The sequence below is a fragment of the Pararoseomonas sp. SCSIO 73927 genome, from assembly GCF_037040815.1.
In the GTDB taxonomy this organism is placed as follows: Bacteria; Pseudomonadota; Alphaproteobacteria; order Acetobacterales; family Acetobacteraceae; genus Roseomonas.
This window is the reverse complement of sequence record NZ_CP146232.1, coordinates 4,774,223-4,794,077: the sequence shown is the minus strand read 5'-3', so window position 1 is coordinate 4,794,077 and position 19,855 is coordinate 4,774,223. Positions and strand designations below refer to the sequence as shown.

The 19,855-nt window shown below is 73.4% G+C and carries 22 protein-coding genes; 16 read left to right on the top strand and 6 right to left on the bottom strand.

Annotated features, from left to right (window positions below):
• Positions 1-40: 40 nt before the first annotated feature.
• Complete coding sequence (locus VQH23_RS22640) at positions 41-316, bottom strand: hypothetical protein (RefSeq protein ID WP_338662931.1); 276 nt, start codon at positions 314-316, stop codon at positions 41-43.
• Positions 317-417: 101 nt separating this feature from the next.
• Between VQH23_RS22640 and VQH23_RS22635 the strand changes: the two genes are divergently transcribed.
• On the top strand, positions 418-1,140 hold the full coding sequence (locus tag VQH23_RS22635; protein WP_338662930.1) for a hypothetical protein: 723 nt from the start codon (positions 418-420) through the stop codon (positions 1,138-1,140).
• Positions 1,140-1,556, top strand: a complete 417-nt coding sequence (locus tag VQH23_RS22630; RefSeq protein ID WP_338662929.1) for a hypothetical protein — start codon at positions 1,140-1,142, stop codon at positions 1,554-1,556. The genes VQH23_RS22635 and VQH23_RS22630 overlap by 1 nt, the downstream gene beginning before the upstream one ends.
• Here the strand turns inward: VQH23_RS22630 and VQH23_RS22625 are convergent.
• Positions 1,540-1,800, bottom strand: a complete 261-nt coding sequence (locus tag VQH23_RS22625) for a hypothetical protein (protein ID WP_338662928.1) — start codon at positions 1,798-1,800, stop codon at positions 1,540-1,542. The genes VQH23_RS22630 and VQH23_RS22625 overlap by 17 nt on opposite strands.
• Positions 1,797-2,204, bottom strand: a complete 408-nt coding sequence (locus VQH23_RS22620) for a hypothetical protein (protein ID WP_338662927.1) — start codon at positions 2,202-2,204, stop codon at positions 1,797-1,799. Before VQH23_RS22620 ends, VQH23_RS22625 begins: the two co-directional genes overlap by 4 nt.
• Positions 2,205-2,564: 360 nt before the next feature.
• Between VQH23_RS22620 and VQH23_RS22615 the strand changes: the two genes are divergently transcribed.
• From VQH23_RS22615 to VQH23_RS22600, 4 genes are read left to right on the top strand one after another with little or no spacing between them, the layout of a single operon-like run.
• A complete protein-coding gene (locus tag VQH23_RS22615; RefSeq protein ID WP_338662926.1) occupies positions 2,565-3,236 on the top strand; it encodes a hypothetical protein in 672 nt (223 codons plus the stop codon).
• Positions 3,233-3,841 carry a hypothetical protein gene (locus tag VQH23_RS22610; RefSeq protein WP_338662925.1) on the top strand — a complete coding sequence of 203 codons (609 nt, stop codon included), beginning with the start codon at positions 3,233-3,235 and terminating at the stop codon, positions 3,839-3,841. The genes VQH23_RS22615 and VQH23_RS22610 overlap by 4 nt, the downstream gene beginning before the upstream one ends.
• Positions 3,838-5,463, top strand: coding sequence for an MFS transporter (locus tag VQH23_RS22605; RefSeq protein ID WP_338662924.1), 1,626 nt, complete (start codon positions 3,838-3,840; stop codon positions 5,461-5,463). Before VQH23_RS22610 ends, VQH23_RS22605 begins: the two co-directional genes overlap by 4 nt.
• 35 nt (positions 5,464-5,498) lie before the next feature.
• Positions 5,499-6,098 carry a hypothetical protein gene (locus VQH23_RS22600; protein ID WP_338662923.1) on the top strand — a complete coding sequence of 200 codons (600 nt, stop codon included), beginning with the start codon at positions 5,499-5,501 and terminating at the stop codon, positions 6,096-6,098.
• Between the two features lie 61 nt (positions 6,099-6,159).
• Here VQH23_RS22600 and VQH23_RS22595 read toward each other — a convergent pair whose 3' ends face one another.
• Entirely contained in the window at positions 6,160-7,821 is a 1,662-nt protein-coding gene (locus VQH23_RS22595) for an ABC transporter substrate-binding protein (protein ID WP_338662922.1), read from the bottom strand.
• A gap of 217 nt (positions 7,822-8,038) precedes the next feature.
• Here VQH23_RS22595 and VQH23_RS22590 point away from each other — a divergent pair, with 217 nt between their 5' ends.
• The 6 genes from VQH23_RS22590 (at position 8,039) to VQH23_RS22565 (ending at position 14,693) form a co-directional block, all read left to right on the top strand.
• Complete coding sequence (locus VQH23_RS22590; RefSeq protein ID WP_338662921.1) at positions 8,039-9,091, top strand: ABC transporter ATP-binding protein; 1,053 nt, start codon at positions 8,039-8,041, stop codon at positions 9,089-9,091.
• Positions 9,088-10,074, top strand: coding sequence for an ABC transporter ATP-binding protein (locus VQH23_RS22585; RefSeq protein ID WP_338662920.1), 987 nt, complete (start codon positions 9,088-9,090; stop codon positions 10,072-10,074). The genes VQH23_RS22590 and VQH23_RS22585 overlap by 4 nt, the downstream gene beginning before the upstream one ends.
• A 4-nt stretch (positions 10,075-10,078) precedes the next feature.
• Entirely contained in the window at positions 10,079-11,032 is a 954-nt protein-coding gene (locus VQH23_RS22580; protein WP_338662919.1) for an ABC transporter permease, read from the top strand.
• Positions 11,029-11,931, top strand: coding sequence for an ABC transporter permease (locus VQH23_RS22575; RefSeq protein ID WP_338662918.1), 903 nt, complete (start codon positions 11,029-11,031; stop codon positions 11,929-11,931). The genes VQH23_RS22580 and VQH23_RS22575 overlap by 4 nt, the downstream gene beginning before the upstream one ends.
• 51 nt (positions 11,932-11,982) lie before the next feature.
• Complete coding sequence (locus tag VQH23_RS22570; RefSeq protein WP_338662917.1) at positions 11,983-13,593, top strand: ABC transporter substrate-binding protein; 1,611 nt, start codon at positions 11,983-11,985, stop codon at positions 13,591-13,593.
• A gap of 272 nt (positions 13,594-13,865) precedes the next feature.
• Entirely contained in the window at positions 13,866-14,693 is an 828-nt protein-coding gene (locus VQH23_RS22565; protein ID WP_338662916.1) for an alpha/beta hydrolase, read from the top strand.
• A 54-nt stretch (positions 14,694-14,747) separates the two neighbouring features.
• Here the strand turns inward: VQH23_RS22565 and VQH23_RS22560 are convergent, their stop codons facing one another.
• Positions 14,748-15,713, bottom strand: coding sequence for a LysR family transcriptional regulator (locus VQH23_RS22560; RefSeq protein WP_338662915.1), 966 nt, complete (start codon positions 15,711-15,713; stop codon positions 14,748-14,750).
• Between the two features lie 316 nt (positions 15,714-16,029).
• On the opposite strand from VQH23_RS22560, the gene VQH23_RS22555 reads away from it, so the two are divergent.
• The gene (locus VQH23_RS22555) at positions 16,030-16,278 is read left to right on the top strand and encodes an Atu4866 domain-containing protein (RefSeq protein ID WP_338662914.1); all 249 of its coding nucleotides are present in this window, start codon (positions 16,030-16,032) and stop codon (positions 16,276-16,278) included.
• Positions 16,279-16,301: 23 nt separating this feature from the next.
• Positions 16,302-16,859 (top strand): nuclear transport factor 2 family protein, encoded by a 558-nt coding sequence (locus VQH23_RS22550; protein WP_338662913.1) that lies wholly within the window; start codon positions 16,302-16,304, stop codon positions 16,857-16,859.
• A gap of 166 nt (positions 16,860-17,025) precedes the next feature.
• On the opposite strand, the gene VQH23_RS22545 is transcribed toward VQH23_RS22550, so the two are convergent.
• Positions 17,026-17,952 carry a LysR family transcriptional regulator gene (locus VQH23_RS22545; protein WP_338662912.1) on the bottom strand — a complete coding sequence of 309 codons (927 nt, stop codon included), beginning with the start codon at positions 17,950-17,952 and terminating at the stop codon, positions 17,026-17,028.
• Between the two features lie 143 nt (positions 17,953-18,095).
• Between VQH23_RS22545 and VQH23_RS22540 the strand changes: the two genes are divergently transcribed.
• Together VQH23_RS22540 and VQH23_RS22535 are read left to right on the top strand one after the other, a co-directional pair.
• Entirely contained in the window at positions 18,096-18,932 is an 837-nt protein-coding gene (locus VQH23_RS22540) for an amidohydrolase family protein (protein ID WP_338662911.1), read from the top strand.
• A 14-nt stretch (positions 18,933-18,946) separates the two neighbouring features.
• A complete protein-coding gene (locus VQH23_RS22535; protein WP_338662910.1) occupies positions 18,947-19,837 on the top strand; it encodes a CoA ester lyase in 891 nt (296 codons plus the stop codon).
• The last annotated feature ends 18 nt before the right edge of the window (positions 19,838-19,855 follow it).

Genomic DNA, 19,855 nt, shown 5'->3' with positions numbered 1-19,855 from the left:
GTGGACCGGCGGGAGGGGAGCGGCAATCCCGGGGGGGCGCTCAGCGGATCACGGTCGAGGCGTAGGTGCCGAGCACCGACCAGACGATAAGGTGGACGAAGGCCAGGCGCCGCAGCGAATCCCGCCTCTCGCGAAGGCCGAACACGATCCAGGCCGGGAGGAGGACGAGGCCGAGCCACGTCAGCATGAGCGCGGGCCGGTCGAGGCGGACGTTGTGGAAGGCGTGCAGGAGGGCGACGAGGAAGGCGCAGAGCGCCAGGAGGGCCGCGAAGGGCAGGAGCAGCAAGAGCAGGGCGCGGAGGAGGCGGATCAGCATGGGCCCGGCCCTGGCGGCGGACCTGTCTAGGCCGGCCCCCGGCACTCTCCTATGGTTCCGGCAGGGCGGGGCAGCCGCCCGCAGCAGGATCGGGCAGGGGCTTGAGCATCGAAGAACGGCCGCCGGTCGACAGCCGCCGCTGGACCGGGCCGGAAGACGGGCCGGTGCCGGTGGACCGGCGCGCGGCGGGGGCCGCCTTCCGCGCCGCCGGCGGGCCGGGCGCCGCCGCTCCGCAGCGCGCCGCTTCCGCCGTGTCCTGGGCGGGGCTGGCGCTGGTCCTCCCCGTCGTGATGGCCGGGGCGGGTCAGGGCACGTGGCTGCTCGGGCTGGAACCGGTCGCGGCGCGGCTGCGCAGCGGGCTGGAAGCGGCTCTCCATCCCACCCTCGGCCTGAAGGGTGCGGAGGGGATGATGGCGTTGCTCGGCGATCCGCGGCTCCTCGCGGCGCTGCTCGCCCTCGCGGGCACCCTGGCCGGCATCGTCTCGGCCTGGCGGCACCGGGCGGCGCTGGCGCGCGGCTTCACGGCGGCGGAAGCGGGGGTGCCGGGCGCCGTCTTCTCCAGCTATGGCCACTGGGGGATGGCGCCCTTCATCGTCCTCCTCGTGGGGTGGCGCCCGCTCGAAAGCCCGCTGCTGCTCCCCAACGCCCTCGTGCTCTGGCTTCTGGCGCGGCTTGCGGCCGGCTCCCTCACGGCGATGGCGGAGCGGTGGGCGGCCGGTCTGGGCGCGGGCTCGCCCCGCCCATCCGGCTGGGACCTCGCCAACATGGCGCTCTCCCTCGGCGCGCTGCTCCTGCTGCTCGGCCGGGCTCTCTGGATCCTCTGATGAGGCGGCGCGGCATCCTTCTCGCCCTCCTCGCCGCCGCGCCCGCCGGGGCCGAGGGCGACCCGTTCTGGATCAGGGAATGGCATTTCGGTGCCGTCTCCGGGCCGCCTGGCGCGCGGGCGCGGCTCGCCCGGACCGGTGCGAGCCGCCTCGTGCTGCGTCGGGATGGGGTGTCCGACCCGCTCGGCGAGAGTTGCGGCGCCGAGGTGGACTACGCCGACATTCGCCCCCGCGACCGGGCCGCCATGGCGCGGCACTTCGGCCCCCACTGGCGCTTTCCCGTCGTTCTCGACACGCCGGGGACCGTGGCCGGCTGGGTGCGCTGCGGCGGCACCAACCTGGTGGCCGTCGCCTTCGTGCGGCCGGGGCTCGGCTACCAGTTCTTCGAGGACGGGCTCGTCATCGCGCTGCGCTGAGCCGCCGCAGCGCGCGGGGGCCCAGCGCGACGAGGGCGATGGAGACCGCGAGGGACAGGGCGAGCGACACGGCCATGTAGAAGTCCTCGACATCCTCCACGCCGTCGATGTCGAGCCAGGCGGTGACCTGGATCAGCGCGTCCGTCATACCCGGCGTGAACTGCACGCGGCCGAGGAAGCGGGCCAGCCCGAGCCAGATCGCGAGGACCGCCACTCCCCTGAGGACGAGTCGCGCGGCCCTCACGGGCAGGCTCCCGGCGCGCCGCGCACGTAGCGGTCGCCAGGAAAGCGCCGGCCGAGAGGGCTGGGGCAGCGCTCGTAGCCGCGCTCCGTCATGATCGAGTGGACGACCGGCATGAGGATCGGGGGCAGCAGCACGATCAGCGGCACGCAGAGAAGGGACAGGGTCATGAGACGCCGCTCCGTCCGAGGCGTCATGCGCAGGCCGAGCAGGATCGACGACCAGCAGCCGAGGACGAAGGCCCCGGGCAAGCCGCCGGCCGCGCCGGTGTTCACGTCGATCCACTCGGCGCCGGAGGCCAGCCCGTCCAGCAGGGACCAGGCTGCGTGGACGGCGATGCCCGCCGCGAGGGCGCAGAGGGCAAGGAGGAGAGGGCCGAGCAGCGCCGTGCGGCCGAGCCGGCTCACAGCGCCGGGACGGCGGGGCAGAGGGCGTGCCCGCCGGCGCGGTTCCCGGTGAAACGGGCACCGGCGATTCGGTAGACGGTGGGCGCCGCGGGTTCGGGCATCCCGCCCCGCCACCGGGGCAGGGGGGCGCGACATGGCGCGGTCGGCACCGGTTCCAGGCTCGTCCTCCTCACCTTCCGGGACGGGCCGATCTGACGCAGGCTGCCAGTGCCTGTCGAGCCCTGCGGCGAACCCGTCCGGGAGTGCCCCGGACCCCGGCGTGGGATGAGACCGGGCGGTCCCTTGCGCCGTCCGGAACGCCAGGGGCGGCAGGGGACGCCGCCCTTCCGCCCCATCCGGCGTTCGAGGCGCGGAGGACTCATGAACGAGGTCACATCGGAACCCACACCGCGGCGACCGTGGGAGCGCCCGGCCGCGGGCCCCGCCGCCCCCTGGAGCCCGCCCCCGCCCGATCCGGGGCCGGTGCTGACGGTGCGCGTGGGGACGGAGGACGAGGTGGCCGCCAGCCGGCTGGTGGTGGAGGCGATGTCCCCCCGCGGCGGGCTGGGCAGCGCCATCATAGCCGGGTTGTTGATGCTGACCGCGGTGACCGTCACCCTCGCCACCGTCGACAGCCGGCTGAAGTCCCCCGTGCCGGAAGGGGTGTCGCTGCTGGCGATCGCGGCCCTGATCGCCGCCTGTGGCGGGCTGGGCTGGCTCGTCGGGGCGCATCTCCTTCCGCTGGTCCGGCGCCGGGCCTCCGTGACCCATGCCCGGCGCGTGCTGCGGCCCGGCCCCGGCGGCGCGCCGCCCGATGGCGGCGGGCCGGCGCGGGTGGTGCTGGGGGAACGCGCGCTGCACTGGACGGGGGCGAGGATCGCCCGGCGCTTCGACACCGTCCTGCTGCGCGGGCTGGTGGAGGACCGGGACCACATGGTGCTGCGCTTCGGCCTCGTCTCCGTCGCCGTGCTGCCCCGGCGCGACCTGACGCCGGACCAGCAGGCGGCGGTGCGGGACTGGGTGGCGCGCCACGCGCGGGAGGGACGGGCGTGATCGCGTTCACCGTGAACTGGCACCCCGAGGACCAGGCCTGGCTGCTCGCCTCGCAGAACCGGCGGGGCTTCCCGCTCGGCGTCGCGGGCTCGCAGCTCCTGGCGGCGGGCATCCTGCTGGCCCTCGCGGCGCCCCTGGCCGGGCGGCTGGCCGACTGGGCCACGGTGAACCCCGCCGATGCCGCGCCGCTGCTGCGGCCGCTCGCCTGGGACGACGCCGTGGTGGCCGGGGTCATCCTGGGCGTGGCGCTCCTCGTCATTCTGATCTCGCTGCGGACGGAGCGTTTCGGGCTGCGGACGATGCTGGAGATGCGCGAGGCGGAGGGGCGGGAGCCCCTGCTCGGCCCCGTGGCCGTGACCCTCGGCCCGGATCGCGCCACCTTCCGCGGCGCCGCGTGGGAATCCACGTTCGACGCCGGGCTGCTGACGGGGATCGAGGAGCCGCCGGGCTACCTCCTCCTCCGCTTCGGCCCCGCGCGCCCGGTGATGCTGCCGCGGCGTGACATGACCGCGCCGGAGGCGGACGCGGTGCGGAGCTGGGCCGCGGGAATGCTGGAACGCGGACACCCGGCCAGCGGCCGGGCCGGGGCAGGGGAGGGCGCATGACGGGACCGGAAGGCGGGGCCTGGCGGGCGCCCCTGGCGCTTCTGCTGGGGCTGGCGGTGGCGGCGCTGCCGGGCACGGTCTTCGCGCTGCTGCAGCCCCAGCACATGCAGCGCCTGGCGCTTCCGTTGGCGGCCCTCGCGCTGCTCCAGCCCCTGTACGGTCTCGGCCTCCTCCTCGGGGCACTGCCGGCCGCTTCCCTGGCGGGGCGCGCCGGGCCGCGCCGCGCCTTCCTCGGTGCGGTCGTCCTCGTCGTCGCGCTCTCGCTTGCCACGGCGCTGCCCCTGGAGCTCCCGGTGCTGATGGGGCTGCGGCTGCTGCAGGGCGCGGCCTCCGCCGGGCTGCTCGTGGCCGGCCTCGCCCTGATCCGGCCGGTCTTTGGGCCGGTTTTGGACTCGATCCTGGGGCCGGTCCTCGGCGCGGCACGGCTTGCTCCGGGCTTCGCGCTGGCCGTCGTGGCCGGCCTTCTCGGCATGGTGGCCCTCCAGATGCTCTCGGGCCTCGGCATGTCCCTGCTCGGCACGCCCGGGCTCGCCCTGCCCGGGCTGGCGCTGGCCGCGGCCGCCCTGCTGCTGGGCCTCGGGGCCCTGCCGGACGACCCGGCCCGGCAGCGCTTCGACCCGCTCGGGGCCCTGCTGAACCTCCTCTGCCTCGGCCCTTTCCTCGCGGCCCTCTACACGCTGCCCTTCCGGCCTCTGCGGGGCCTCGTCCTGCTCGCCCTTGGCCTAATCGCCCTCGTGCTCTGGATCCTTCAGGCGGGGCGGCGCTCCGCGCCCCTGCTGCCGCTGGACCTGCTGGCGCGGCCGGGGCTGGCGCGCGCGGCGGGGGCGGCGCTGCTCGGCGGCCTCGCGATCACGGCCGTCACCACCTCGGCCGTGTCCAGACTGATGGCGGGATGGGAGCTGTCGTCGGAGTGGCTGCAGTACCCTCTCCTCGCCGCCGCACTGGGGGCGGTGGGCGGCGCGCTGGCCGCCGGTTGGCGCCTGGAGAGGCCCGCGCCGGCCGGGGCGCTTCTCCTGGCCGCGTGCGCGGCGCTGCTGGTCGTCGCCCGGGGCGGCGCGGCGGTCGCCCTGCTGGTGATGCTCGCCTTCGGGCTCGGGCGCGGGCTGTTCGAGACGGGCAACGCCCTGCAGCTTGTCGGGGGCGCGCCGGCCAACCGGGGACCCGCCGCGGCCGGGCTCCTCGTCGCGGCCGGCGCGCTCGGCGGCGTGCTCGCGCCCTTCGTCACCCTCCTGCTGCCCCTCCTCTGGCTCGCGGCGACCGAACTGGGCCCGTTGGACCCGACGGCCCCCGGGCTGGTCCTGGCGGCCCTGGCCGCGTTGCTGGCGGCCTGGCTGAGCGCGGGCTCGCCGGGCGGGGAGGGGTACGGCGAGCCGGGGGCGGTGGGCGCTGCGGAGGAGATGACCGAGAGGGTGCTGGACGCGCCCGATGGCCGGCGCCGGGTCCGCATCGTCCGGCGCGGCGGGCTCCGCGCCCTCGTCGTCGAGGAGAGGTTCGAGCCGCCGCTGGAAGGCGGGCCCGCGATGGGCGGATGGCGCGCCGTGCCGGAGGAGGCGTCCTTCTTCGCCGATGCCGCCACCGCCGAGCGGGAGGCCCGCGCCCGATATCCCTGGCTCGGACGCTGAGCCCCCATGCCGCCCGGGTGGAACGGAGATCCGAGATGACCAGAACCCGGCGTTCCGCCGCCCTTCTCGCCGCCGCGATCCTCGCGGCCCCGGCCGCCCGCGCCGCGGCGACCGAGAGCAACGAGCCCCTCGTCATGCGGATCATCTTCGAGGAGTGCCTCGGCTACGTCCGCGCGGGGCGGACCCCGTTCCAGGGCCTTCCCACCGCCCCGGCCTCGGCGGAGGCGATCGCGCGGCTTCCCTCCCGCATGCCCGACCGCGAGAGGGCGGTCCAGCTCCTGTCGCCGCGCTACGTCGCGAGCTGGGGCGAGGACGCGAATGGCCGGCACTGCTACGTCGGCTCGGAGTTCGCGGCCGTCCAGGCCGGGCTGCCCGGGCGGCTGGGCGTTCCGGTGAAGGGCTTCCTGGACCGCGTGACCGCCCGCGCGGCGAAGGAGGGCCTGCGGGACGCGGCGCTGGGCGAGGAGTTCTCCCCCCTCTCCATCAGCAGCTGGTCCGAGCCTGAGACGGGGCACGACAGAGGGCCGATGCGCCCGGTCAGCTTCTCGCTCCTCGCCACCACCCCGGCCGACGCGGGCGGCATCGCAGATGCCGGGCTGATCATGATGGGAGGCCCGACGGGAGGCCGGCGCTGACGCAGCGCCGACCCGCCGGCCCATCTCCGTCCCGGCGTGCTCGCCGGGACGGGGGAGGGCTCTAGTTCATCCCCATCGTCGCGATGTCGATGAACCAGCTGCGCGGCTGGACCACGCCGGTGACGCGCGGAGAGATGGCGCGGGGGCCGACGTCATGCGCCACCCACAGGAAGGGCGCCTCCTCCACGATGCGCTTGTGCAGCTCCGCGAGCGCCGTGTCGCGCCCGGCCGCGTCGAAGGTGGTGCGGGCGCGGGTGATAATCGCGTCGAACTCGGGGTTGGAGAAGTAGCCCCAGTTGTTCGAGACTGGCGGCTGCGCCGAGGTTGCGACGAAGCGGACCATCGCGAAGAACGGGTCCATCGCGGCGAAGCTGATGTTGGTGGCGTTCGCCCCGCGGGCACCGGGGCTGCGCGCCCCCTCGCGCCAGTTGTTGAAGATCGCGTTCCACTCGCCGACCTCCAGCTGCACGTCGAAGAAGCACTCGCGCAGCGCCTGCTGCACGTACTCGTTCATCGTCAGCGGCTGCATCTGGCCGGAGCCCGAGGCGGAGGTGAGCACGCGCACCGAGAGCCGGCGCTGCGGGCCGAAGCCGGCCTCCCGCATCAGGCGCTGCGCCTCGCGCAGGTCGTACCGGATATCGAAGGACGGGTTGCCCCACCAGGGATGGCCCGGCGCCACCGTGCCCTTCGGGATTTCCATCTGGCCGGAGAGAAGGGTCTTCAGCTCCTCGCGGTTCACGCAGAGGTTGGCGGCGTGGCGCACGCGCCGGTCCAGCCAGGGCGAGCCCTCGGCGAAGGAGAACTGCCAGGGCCAGACATGCGGCTGGGCGTTCTGGTAGATGCGGAAGCCGCGGCCGGTGATCTGGGGCAGGGCGTCCGGCGCCGGCGCCTCGATCCAGTCCACCTGGTTGCCGAGCAGCGCGGCGGTGCGGGTGTTCGCCTCGGGGATGGGCAGCAGCACCACGCGGTCCACCTTCGGGCGGCGCGCCGGGTCCCAGTACTCCCGGTTCGCCACCATCTCGAAGCGCTCCCGCGGGACAAGCCGCACGCCGCGGAAGGGGCCGGTGCCGGAGGGCTCCGCCGCGAAGGCCGCCCAGGCCTGGTTGGAGCGCTGCCGCGCGTCCGTCACGCCTGCCGACACCGCCGCCAGCTTCGCCGCCCAGTGCGCGGGAGAGGCCATGTAGAGGTTGGTGAGGTTGATGGGCAGGAAGCTGTCGGGCTCGCTCGTCGTCAGCTCCACCTCGAACTCCGAGATGGCGCGGGCGGAGCGGAGCGTCGGCATGCGGCTGGCAGTCAGGCCCACCTGTGCCGGATCGTAGTGCGGCGCGGACTGATCCAGCACCTTCTGAACGTTCCACACCACGGCGGCGGCGTTGAAGGCGCTGCCGTCATGGAACTTGACGCCCTGGCGCAGGGTGAAGCGCCACTTTGTCCTGTCCGTCTCGTCCACGCGCCACTCGGTCGCCAGGCCGGGGATGATGACGGAAGGGCGCTCGGCGGAGGATAGGTCCCAGTTCACCAGGCCGTCGTACATGGGGATGCCGGTGAAGCGGTTGCCCTCGAAGCCCTGGTCCGGCTGGCCGGAGGTGCGGGGGATGTCGGCGGCCGTCATGCCGATCCGCAGCACCCTCTCCTGCGCCATCGCCGCGCCGCCGCCCATGCCCCCGCCCATGCCGAGAAGCAGGGCACCGGCCATCAGCCACGCCCGCCGCGTCGTCGTCATCTCGCATTCCCTCTCTGAGTGCTGCCTCGATGCGATGAGGCAAGTTCGATGCCAGGGGTGCCCGGGCGTTTGATGGCACGGTGCTTGCTGCGCCTGTCCCGATCTTGGCCCAGACCATGGGCGGGGCGCGAGTTGAGAGACCGGGAATGAGAACGAGCCAGGCTTCCCTTCGGGACGGCGGAATGGCCGGAGCAACCGGCGCCGGCCGGCGCGCGGCATGACCGACCCCGTGATCGGACTGGATCCCCTGCCGGATGTCGGCGGCCCCGCGCAGCCGCTGCTGACGGTGCGCGGTCTGACGAAGCACTTCCCGCTGAAATCTGGCTTCTTCGGCCGGAAGGCCGGGGTGGTGCAGGCGGTGGACTCCCTCGACTTCGAGGTTCGCAAGGGCGAGACGCTCGGGATCGTCGGGGAGTCCGGCTGCGGCAAGTCCACCACCTCCCGCCTCGTCATGGCGCTGATGGCGCCGACGGCGGGGGAGGTGATCTTCGACGGTCGGGCGGTGGGCGGGCGCGAGCTGCCGCTGAAAGAGTACCGCCGCCAGGTGCAGATGGTGTTCCAGGACAGCTACGCCTCACTCAACCCGAGGCTGACCATCGAGGAATCCATTGCCTTCTCGCCGGAGGTGCACGGGCTGGCGCGGCGCGACGCCCGGGGCCGTGCGCGGGATCTGCTGGCCGCGGTCGGGCTGAACCCCGACGGCTTGGCGCGGCGCTACCCGCACGAGCTCTCCGGCGGCCAGCGCCAGCGCGTGAACATCGCACGCGCCCTCGCGCTGCGCCCGCGGCTGGTGATCCTGGACGAGCCGGTCTCGGCCCTGGACAAGTCGGTGGAGGCGCAGGTGCTGAACCTGCTGCAGAACCTGAAGGCGGAGTTCGGCCTTACCTACATCTTCATCAGCCACGACCTGAACGTGGTGCAGTACATGTCGGACCGCGTGCTGGTCATGTATCTCGGCAAGGTGGCGGAGGTCGGGCCGGTGGGGGCCATCTACGCCGCAGCCGCCCACCCCTATACCGCCGCGCTGCTGGCCAGCCGCCCTTCCATGGACCCGGATCAGCGCCGCACGGAGCCGCCGCTGACAGGCGACCCGCCCAACCCGATCAACCCGCCCTCCGGCTGCCGCTTCCACACCCGCTGCGGCTCCGCCGAGCCGGTCTGCTCCACGGTCGTGCCGCCGCTGCACCCCGCCCCGGCCGGCCAGAGCGCCGCCTGCCTGATGGTGGTGCCGGGTAGCGGCCACAGCCGCGCCCCGAAGGTGGCGGCATGAGCGAGCCCCTCGTCCATGTGCGGGACCTGAACGTCCGCTTCGTCTCGCGCGACGCCACCGTGCACGCCGTCAATGGCGTGTCCTTCGACCTCGCCGAACGGGAGTCCCTCTGCATCCTCGGGGAGAGCGGGTCGGGCAAATCCGTCACGCTCCGCGCCCTCATGGCGCTGAACCCGCCGCGCCGCACGAAGCTCTCCGGCACGGTGCGCGTCGGCGGGCACGACATCATCGCCGCCTCCGAGCGGAGGATGGCGGATATCCGCGGCAGCACCGTCTCCATGATCTTCCAGGAGCCGATGACGGCGCTGGACCCAGTCTTCACCATCGGCCGCCAGGTCGCGGAAACGGTAGTGCGGCATGAGGGCATCTCCCGCTCCGCTGCCGATGCGCGGGCGCTGGAACTGTTGGAGCTGGTGCAGATTCCCAGCGCCAAGCGGCGGCTCGCCGCCTACCCGCACGAGCTCTCCGGCGGGCTGCGCCAGCGCGCCATGATCGCCATCGCGCTCTCCTGCCGGCCGAAGCTGCTGCTGGCGGATGAGCCAACGACGGCGCTGGACGCCACCGTGCAGATCCAGATCCTGCTGCTGCTGCGCCGCCTGCAGCAGGAGATGGGCATGGGCGTGATCTTCGTGACCCACGACCTCGGCGTCGCCGGCGAGATCGCGGACCGCGTGGCCGTGATGTACGCCGGCAAGTTCATCGAGGAGGGCCCGGTGCGCGGCCTGATGCGGAACCCGCTGCACCCCTATGCACAGGGCCTGCTCGGCGCCACCGTCCACGCGGGAATGCGCGGCGAGCGGCTGACCACCATCCCCGGCGCCCCGCCCAACCTGGAGCGCGTGCCCCAGGGCTGCGCCTTCGCCCCCCGCTGCGCCCATGTGCGGGAGGAGTGCCTTCCGAAGGTGCCGGATTTCCGCAGCCCCGTTCCCGGCCACGCCGCGCGCTGCGTGCTGGTGCCGGACGCCATGTCGCAGGCGGCCTGAACCCATGTTCCTCTACCTGATCCGACGCATCCTCTACGCCGTCCCCATCGCGCTCGCGGTCGGGCTGGTGTGCTTCATGCTCGTGCAGATCGCCCCGGGCGACCCGATCAACGCCATCGTGCCCGCCGACGCCCCGGCGGAGGTGGTGGAGCAGGTCCGGCGCGACTACGGGCTGGACAAGCCGCTGCCCGTGCAGTTCGCTCTCTGGCTCGGCCGCGTGGTGCAGGGCGATCTCGGCCGATCGCTCGCCACCGGGCGCCCTGTCACGGCGGACCTGCGCTCCGCGGTCGGCAACACGCTGATGCTGGCGCTCGTCGCCGCCTTCATCGGCTTCTTCATGGGTTCCATCCTCGGCACCGTGGCCGCGGTGTTCCGGGGCACCGTGCTGGACAAGCTGGCGGTGGGGCTGGCCGCCGCCGGCGTCTCCATCCCGCACTACTGGCTGGGCATGGTGCTTGTGGTGCTCTTCAGCGTGACGCTGAACTGGCTGCCCGCCATGGGCGCGGGGCCGGGCGGCTCAGGCGACTGGCGCTGGGATTGGGCGCATGTGCAGTTCCTCGTCCTGCCCGCCCTGACCCTCTCCGTCATCCCCATGGGCATCGTCACCCGCACCGTACGCGGCGTGGTGATGGAGCTGCTGGCGCAGGACTTCGTCACCACCCTGCGCGGCAAGGGGCTGCGCCGGGGCGGGATCGCGCTGCACGTGGTGAAGAACGCGGCGCCCTCCGTGCTGGCGGTGATGGGGCTGCAGCTCGGCTACCTCATGGGCGGCTCCATCCTGGTGGAGACGGTCTTCTCCTGGCCCGGCACGGGCTTCCTGCTGAACAGCGCCATCTTCCAGCGGGACCTGCCGGTGCTGCAGGGCACGATCCTGGTGCTGGCCATCTTCTTCGTGGTGCTCAACCTCGCGGTGGACCTGGTCCAGACCGCTCTCGACCCCCGGATCCGCCGCGCATGAGCATCGCCACGACCCCCGCCACCCTCGCGGTGCCGCAGCCCGCGCCCGCCCGCAGCCGCGGGTACTGGGCCGGGGTGGCGCGCCGCCTCTCGCGCGATCCCGTCACGCTGTTCTTCGGGGCGGTGCTGCTGCTGATGGCGCTCGCCATCCTCTTCGCGCCCCTGATCGCGCCGCACGACCCCTACCAGACCAGCATGATCCGCCGCCTGCGGCCGATCTGGTTCCAGGATGGCCGCTACCCGCTGGGCACGGACGAGCTGGGGCGGGACATGCTGACGCGGCTCCTCTACGGCGGCCGGCTCTCCTGGTTCCTCGGCATCGCGCCGGTGCTGATCGCCTTCGCCATCGGCGGCACGCTCGGCGTCATCGCGGGCTTCGCGGGCGGCTGGGTCAACATGCTGATCATGCGCACCACGGACGTGTTCTACGCCTTCCCCTCTGTGCTGCTGGCGGTCGCCATCTCCGGCGCGCTGGGGCCGGGAATCTCGAACGCGATGCTCTCGCTCACCCTCGTTTTCATCCCGCAGATCATCCGCGTGGCGGAGAGCACCACCACCTCCGTCCGCAACCTGGACTACGTGGAATCCGCGCGCGCCAGCGGCGCCGGGCCGATGACGATCGTGCGGGTCCACATCCTGCCGAACGTGCTCGGGCCGATCTTCGTCTATTCCACCAGCCTCATCAGCGTCGCCATGATCCTGGCCTCCGGCCTCTCTTTCCTCGGCCTCGGCACCAAGCCGCCGGAGCCGGAATGGGGGCTGATGCTGAACACGCTACGGACGGCGATCTACACCCAGCCGCTGATCGCCATGCTGCCGGGACTCTGCATCTTCCTGACGAGCATGTGCTTCAACATGGTCAGCGACGGGCTGCGCACGGCGATGGACGTGCGGGGGTAGGTTCCGGCACGGCCGTTGCTTGAGGGTTCCGAACCCATACCGGAGCCCTCAATGACCTTGTCGCGCCGCGCCCTTCTGGGCGCCACCGGCCTCGCCACGCTGCCCTCCGGGCTGATCGTCCCGCCGGCCATGGCGCAGGCGGAGCGCGTGCTGCGCTACGGCATCTCCATGACCGATATCCCGCTCACCGCCGGCCAGCCGGACCGCGGCGCGGGCGCCTACCAGTTCACGGGCTACACGATCTACGATCCCCTGGTGGCCTGGGAGATGGACGTGGCGGACCGGCCGGGCAAGCTGGTGCCGGGCCTTGCCACCTCCTGGGAGGCCGATCCCGCGGACCGCCGCCGCTGGACCCTGAAGCTGCGCGATGGGGTGAAGTTCCACGACGGCTCGGCGCTCGATGCCGATGCGGTGGTCTGGAACTTCGAGAAGGTGATGAACCCGCAGGCGCCGCACTTCGACAACCGGCAGGCCGCCCAGGTCCGCCCGCGCCTGCCCTCGCTCGCCGCCTGGAAGAAGCTGGACGCGATGACGGTGGAGCTGACCACCAAGGCGGTGGACAGCCTCTTCCCCTATCAGCTCCTCTGGTTCCTCGTCTCCTCCCCGGCGCAGTACGAGAAGCTCGGCCGGTCCTGGGACCGCTTCGCCGCCGAGCCCTCGGGCACCGGCCCCTTCCGCCTCGCGCGTCTGGTTCCGCGTGAGCGGGCGGAGCTGGTGCGAAATGCGGCCTACTGGGACCCGAAGCGGATAGCGAAGGTGGACCGGCTGGTGCTGGTCTGCGCGCCGGATGCCGTGACGCGCAGCAACGCGCTGCTCTCGGGCCAGGTGGACCTGATCGAGACGCCGGCGCTGGACATGGTGGAGCAGCTCAAGGGCGCGGGAAACCGATTGACGGAGAACGTCACCCCCCATGTCTGGAATTACCACCTCTCCCTGCTGGAGGGCTCGCCCTGGCGCGACCTGCGGCTGCGCCAGGCCGCGAACCTCGCCATCAACCGGGACGAGATCGTCCAGCTCCTCGGCGGCCTCGCCAAGCCCGCGGCGGGCGTGGTGGACCCGGCCTCGCCCTGGTTCGGCAATCCCTCCTTCAAGGTCCGCCACGCGCCGGACGAGGCGCGCAGGCTGGTCCAGGCCGCCGGGTTCTCCCCGCGCAACCCGGTGAAGGCACGGTTCCTCATCGCGACGGGCGGCTCCGGCCAGATGCTGTCCATGCCGATGAACGAGTACGTGCAGCAGGCCTGGAAGGAGGTCGGGATCGAGGTGGAGTTCCAGCCGGTGGAGCTGGAGGTGCTCTACACCGCCTGGCGCAACGGCGCGGCGCACGAGTCCATGCGCGGCATCAGCGCGAACAACGTGGCCTACGTCACCTCGGACCCGCTCTACGCGCTGGTCCGCTTCTTCCACTCCAACCAGGTCGCGCCCACCGGGGTGAACTGGTCCCACTACCGGGACGCGGAGACGGACGCCCTCATCGACGGCGCCACGCGCTCCTTCGAGCCGGCTGAGCAGGACCGGCTGATGGCACGGGTGCACGAGCGGGTGGTGGACCAGGCGCTGCTCGTCTTCGTGGTGCACGACACCAACCCGCACGTGCTCGGGCGCAACGTGCGCGGCTACGTCCAGGCGCAGCACTGGTTCCAGGACCTCACGACCCTGTCCTGACCTGCCGGGGGCCGGCGAGTGAACCCGGCCGTCCGCACCGGCTGGCCGATCCATCCGGGCCTTGCGCCTCGTGGCGGGCAGGGATGCCGCATCCGGGCACGGCACCGCCTTCCGGGGATGCAACATGGGTTATAAGGGCGCGGCGCCCTCGGGGATTCGCGCGGTGCGCCGCAATCCCCGCCGGGGCCGGCCTTCGCGGCCCGTGGCCCTCCCGTCCCGGCATCCGCCGGGCCGGCCGGCACCGGGTCGCCCACAGCGAGAGGAGCAGAGCCATGAGCTTCGTCACGGCGCAGGACGGGACGCGGATCTTCTACAAGGACTGGGGGTCCGGCACGCCGGTCGTCTTCCATCACGGCTGGCCGCTGAGCGCCGACGACTGGGACGCGCAAATGCTGTTCTTCCTGCAGCATGGCTACCGCGTGATCGCGCATGACCGGCGCGGCCACGGCCGGTCCGACCAGACGGACAAGGGCCACGAGATGGACACCTACGCCGCCGACGTCGCGGCGCTGGCGGCGCATCTCGACCTGAAGGGTGCCATCCATGTCGGCCACTCCACGGGCGGCGGGGAAGTGGCGCGCTACGTCGCGCGGCACGGCGGCAACGGGCGCGTGGCGAAGGCTGTGCTGATCGGCGCCGTGCCGCCGATCATGCTCCGGACGCCCGCGAATCCCGGCGGCCTGCCGCTCGAGGTGTTCGACGGCTTCCGCAAGGCGCTCGTCGCCAACCGCGCCCAGTTCTTCCGGGACGTGCCCGCCGGCCCCTTCTTCGGCTTCAACCGGCCGGGCACGGAGACGGTTCCCGGGCTGGTGGACAACTGGTGGCGCCAGGGCATGACCGGCAGCGCCCAGGCCCATTACGAGTGCATCAAGGCCTTCTCCGAAACCGACTTCACCGAGGACCTGAAGGCGATCGAGGTGCCGGTGCTGCTGATGCACGGCGAGGACGACCAGATCGTGCCGATCGACGACTCCGCCCGGATCGGGATCGGGCTGCTGCGGCACGGCACGCTGAAGACCTACCCCGGCCTGCCGCACGGCATGGCCACCACCCATCCCGATGTGATCAACGCCGACCTGCTCGCCTTCATCAAGGGCTGAGCGCCGCCCGGGGCGGCTTCCACGCGGGAGCCGCCCTCGACCTTCGGCCGGGCATCACCGGCGCGGCCGGCGATCCCCGCCGGATGCGCCACGCGCCGGCGCGCCCGGCGGGGCAGGGGTCTCCGGCCGCCGCCCGCGCGCCCGTACGTGATCGATCAATGCCCTCAGCTCCGGGCTCATCCCGCGCCGGCTCGGGTAGTAGAGGAAGAAGCCCGCGAACGGCCCGCTGAACTCCTCCAGCACCGCGACCAGTTCGCCCCGCTCCAGATAGGCCTCGAAGCTCTCCGCCATTCCGAAGGTGATCCCGCCGCCGCTCAGCGCCAGGCGGATCATCAGGCCCATGTCGTTCGTCGTCACCTCCGGTGCCACGTCCACCGCGAACTCGCGGCCGTCCTCCACGAATTCCCAGCGATAGGGCGGCGTGCCCGGGGCCGGGCGCCAGCCGATGCAGCGGTGCTCCGCCAGCTCCCGCGGGTGCGCCGGCGCGCCGCGCTCGGCCAGGTAGGCCGGGGAGCAGACCGCGAGCTGGTGCTGATCCGCCGAGACCGCGACGGCGACCATGTCCCGCTCGATCACCTCGCCCAGCCGCACCCCCGCGTCGAAGCCGGCCGCGACGATGTCCATCTCCTCGTCCGTGACGAAAACGTCGAGCTGCACCTCCGGGAAGGCCCGGCCGTAGCCTGCCAGGAGCGGGCCGGAGAGGAAGCCCTCGGCGATGGAGGAGACGGCGAGCCGGAGCGGCCCGCGCGGCGTCCCGTCCGCCGAGCGCGCCCCGTCCATCGCCCGCTGCAGCGCCGCGATCGCGGGCGCGGCCTCGGCGAGCAGGCGCTGCCCCGCCTCCGTCAGCGCCACGCTGCGCGTGGAGCGCCGGAGCAGCGCCGCGCCGACCGCCGTCTCGAGCCGCCGGATCGACTGGCTCACCGCGGAAGGCGTGACGCCCAGCCGCTCGGCCGCCGCCCGGAAGCCCCGCGCCTCCGCGACCGCCACGAAGACGGAGAGCGCGTTGATGTCCGGCGCCATTGTTTAGTTCTCCTTCACGGCCCGTTCCCAGTCCGGGCGATTATGCCCGCGCCGCGCGCCTTCCATCTTTCCGCCGCCGGCCCGGACCTGTCCGGCCGGACGAGACGGAATGGAGCAGGCAAGCATGAGCACCGACAAGGCCGCCTCCCGGGCCGCCCCGGCAACCGCATCTGCGGTCACTCCCCTGGCCACTCCCCGGGCCACCCATCCGGCCCCTCGGCACCGCGCCGCCGGGCCCCGCCGCAGGACGGCCCTCCTCCCCACCATCATCGCGACGACGGGACTCCTCGTCGCCCCAGCCCTTGCGGAGACGCCCATGGCTGAAGCGACGCACCCCTATGTCGGCATGTGGGTGACGGAGGACGGCCGGATCCGTCACGAGCTCCTGCCGAACGGCCGCTACGACGAGGCCCGCGGCACGCGCGAGAGCGCCTATCGCGGCCGCTACGAGGTGAGGGGCACCCACATCGACTACTGGGACGACACCGGCTTCACCGCGGATGGCGACTTCGTCGACCTCGACACCCTCCACCACGGCGGGATGGTCTTCCGCCGCCGCCGCTGATCCAGACCGGGAGATCCGAGACCATGAGCAGCTTTGCCCCTTCTCTGCGGCGGGCGCCCGCCCTCCGCGGTGCCCTCCTCGCGCTGGCTCTCGTCGCCGCCGCGCCGCCCGCGTCCGCCATGGCGCCCGCGGCCCCGGCGCCTGCCGCCCCGCCAAGTGCGGCACAGAACGGAACGCAGGAAGCGCGCAACGAGGCGATCGTCCGTCAGGCCTTCGACGGGTGGGTGGCCGGGCGCGACGTCTTCGCCGCTCTCCTCGCCCGGGACGTGGTCTGGACAATCCACGGCTCCGGGTCGGTCGCGGGCACCTATCGCGGCCTCGACGACTTCGTCGAGCGCGCCTCCCGGCCTCTCCTCAGCCGTCTCGCCACGCCGATCGTGCCGCGGGTCCACCATGTCTGGGCCGTGGGCGACAGGGTGATTATCCGCTTCGAGGGGAGCGCCACGACGACCTCCGGCCGCCCGTACCACAACCAGTTCGTGTGGATCTTCCGGATGCGGGACGGGGTTGTGGCCGAGGCCGAGGCTTTCCTCGACCTCAACGCCTATCAGCGGGTGGTGGACGGCAACCAGCCGCGCTGAACCAGCGCTGCGCGTCGACGCTGTCGCGCTGGGCAGGCTTCCCGGGCGCTGCCTGCCATGCGGCGGCGCCCGGAGCTCCCGCAAGGCGGCGACGGCGCCCCCGGCACCGAGGCCGCACCGGCCGCCCCGGGCATCGGGCGCGGGCAGCGTCGCCCGGCAGCAGGCCCTACTTCGGCAGCAGCATCCGGTACAGCGCGGCCGATGCGGGGGTGAGCGCCTCCCGCCGCCGCCGCACCAGGCCGAGGCGGCGGTGCAGCACCGGCTCCACCAGCGGCACCTCCACCAGCGCTCCCCCTTCCAGCGCCCCCCTTTCCATCACCCCCCTTTCCATCGCGCCTGGCAGGAGGCCGCGCCCGGCGGAGGAGGGCAGGATGGCAACCGCGACCCCCGTCGCGGCCAGGGCCATGGCGCTCGGCGTGTTCTCCACCACGAAGCGCCCACGCCCGGGCAGGCCGACGCGGGCGAGCTGCGATTCCACCAGCGCGCGGTTGCCGCTGCTGCCGCCGAGGGTGATGAGGTCGTCCTCCCGCAGCTCCGCCCAGACGACGGAGGCGCGGGAGGCGAGGGCGTGGCCGGGGTGGCAGACCAGCACCAGCGGATCGGCCGAGAGCAGGTCCTCCGCCAGGTCCTCCTGCGGTTCCCCTGCGATGTGGATGCCGAACTCCGCGTCGCCCCGCCGCACCGCCTCCGTCACCAGCGCGCCGGAGCGCTCCAGCAGCATCACGCGATTCCCGGGATGGCGGCGGGCATAGGCCTCCAGCACGCCGGGAAGCCGCTGATAGGCCACGGCCGGCATGGTCGCGAGGGTGACATCCCCCGCGCTCAGCCGCGCCGTGGTCCGCAGCCGCTCCAGCCCGTGCGTCAGGTCCTCCACCACGCGCTTGGCCAGCGGCAGGAACTCCCGCCCGGCGGCGGTCAGGCTCGTCCGTCGGGTGGTGCGGTCCAGCAGGGGCAGCCCGACATAGCCCTCCAGCCGCTGGATGCGCCGGGTCAGCCCGGTCTGCGTCAGCGCGAGGCGCTCCGCCGCCCGGGTGAAGCTGCCCAGCTCGGCCACCATGACGAAGGCCTGCACGTCGTCCATCGGCAGGTGCATGACGGCGCCTCATCAATCGATGCCACCATTGCATTATACGCCGGCCGGGAAACCCGCCATTCTGTCGGGGTGAGAAGCGGCGCGGCACAGCGCCGGAACGGAGGGAATCAATCCATGCGCGCCGGCCGCACCGGTCTCTCGGCATGACCGCCGTGCCGCACTCCTCCGGCACCGCGCCGCCCCGCCGTGCCGCGCCCCCCGGCGCCTGCGATGCCCACCTCCATGTGCTGGACAGCCGCTTCCCCGGCGCGGCGCCCACCTCCGGTATGACCCTGGCCGACTACCGCCTGCTGCAGCGCCGGCTCGGCACCACCCGCGCCGTGCTGGTGCAGGCCAAGCACCACGGCACCGATCCCTCCGCGCTGCTGGACGCGCTGGCGCGGCTCGGCCCGGATGGCCGCGGCATCGCCGTGCTGCCGCCCGACGCGCCCGAAGCCGAGTTCCGCCGCCTGGACGGGGCGGGCGTGCGCGGGCTGCGGCTCAGTCTGTGGAACCCGGCCGACGCGCCGCTGGCGATGGCCGACATCCCCGCCCTGGCCGCCCGCGTGGCGCCGCTGGGCTGGCACCTGCAACTGCACCTGACCGCGGCGCAGATCGCCGAGGCCGCCGGCACCCTGGCCGACCTGCCCTGCCCGCTGGTCTTCGACCACATGGCCCGCCTGCCGCCGGAGGAGGGGCCGGACCATCCGGCCTTCGCCGCGGTGGCGCGGCTGCTGGCGGCCGGGCGCGCCTGGGTGAAGCTCTCCGGCGCCTACCTGAACACCCGCACCGGCCCGCCCTACCCGGACGCCGCGCGAATCGCCCGCGCCTTCATCGCGGAGGCGCCGGAACGCCTGGTCTGGGGCAGCGACTGGCCGCACGTGACGGAGGCGCAGAAGCCGGACGACGCGGAACTGCTGGACCTGCTCTCCGACTGGGCCGGCCCACGACAGGCCGACCGCATCCTGGTGGACAACCCCGCCGCTCTCTACGGCTTCTGACAGGCAGGAACGCCATGCCCCCCGCATCCCTCGACGCCATGCGCAGCAAGCTGTTCCTGCCGGGCACGCGGCCGGAGCTCTTCGCCAAGGGTGCCGCCTCCGCCGCAGACGCGCTGAGCTTCGACCTGGAGGATTCCGTCGCGCCGGAGCGCAAGGCGGAGGCCCGCACCCACGTCGCCGCCGCGCTGCGCGACCCGGCCCTGCGCGCGGCGGGCAAGCTGCACGTCGTGCGCGTCAACGCGCCGGGCACGCCGCACTTCGCGGAGGACGTGGCGGCCCTGGTCGGCCCGGGCCTGGACGCCATCAACCTCCCCATGGTGGAGGACGCGGCCATGGTGAGGGAGGCCGTGGCCGTGATCGCGCGGGCAGAGGCCGCCGCCGGCGCCCCGCCCTGCGGCATCCTGGCGAACATCGAGACGCCGCGCGGCCTTCGCCTGGCCGCCGAGATCGCGGGCGCCGACCCGCGCGTGACCGGGTTGCAGATCGGCTTCGGCGACCTGTTCGAGCCCTTCGGCATCGCGCGCGACGACGAGGCGGCGCTGAACCACGTGCGCCTGCAGGTGCGCCTGGCGGCGGCGGAGGCCCGTATTCCCGCCTTCGACGGCGCGCTCGCCGCCATCGCATCGCCCAAGCGCTGCCGCGCGGAGGCGGAGGCGTCCCGCCGGCTCGGCCTAGCGGGCAAGTCCTGCATCCACCCCAGCCAGGTCGCGATCGTGAATGCCGCCTTCCAGCCGGGCGAGGCCGAGATCGCCCGCGCCGCCCGCGTGGTGGCCGCGGCGGAGGAGGCCGAGGCGAAGGGCATCGGCGCCTACACCGTGGACGGCCAGATGGTGGACGCCCCCTTCGCCGCCAGCGCCCGCGCCGTGCTGGCCCTGGCGCGCCGCCTCGGCCTCCCGACCGCCTGAACGAGAACAAGGAAGGAA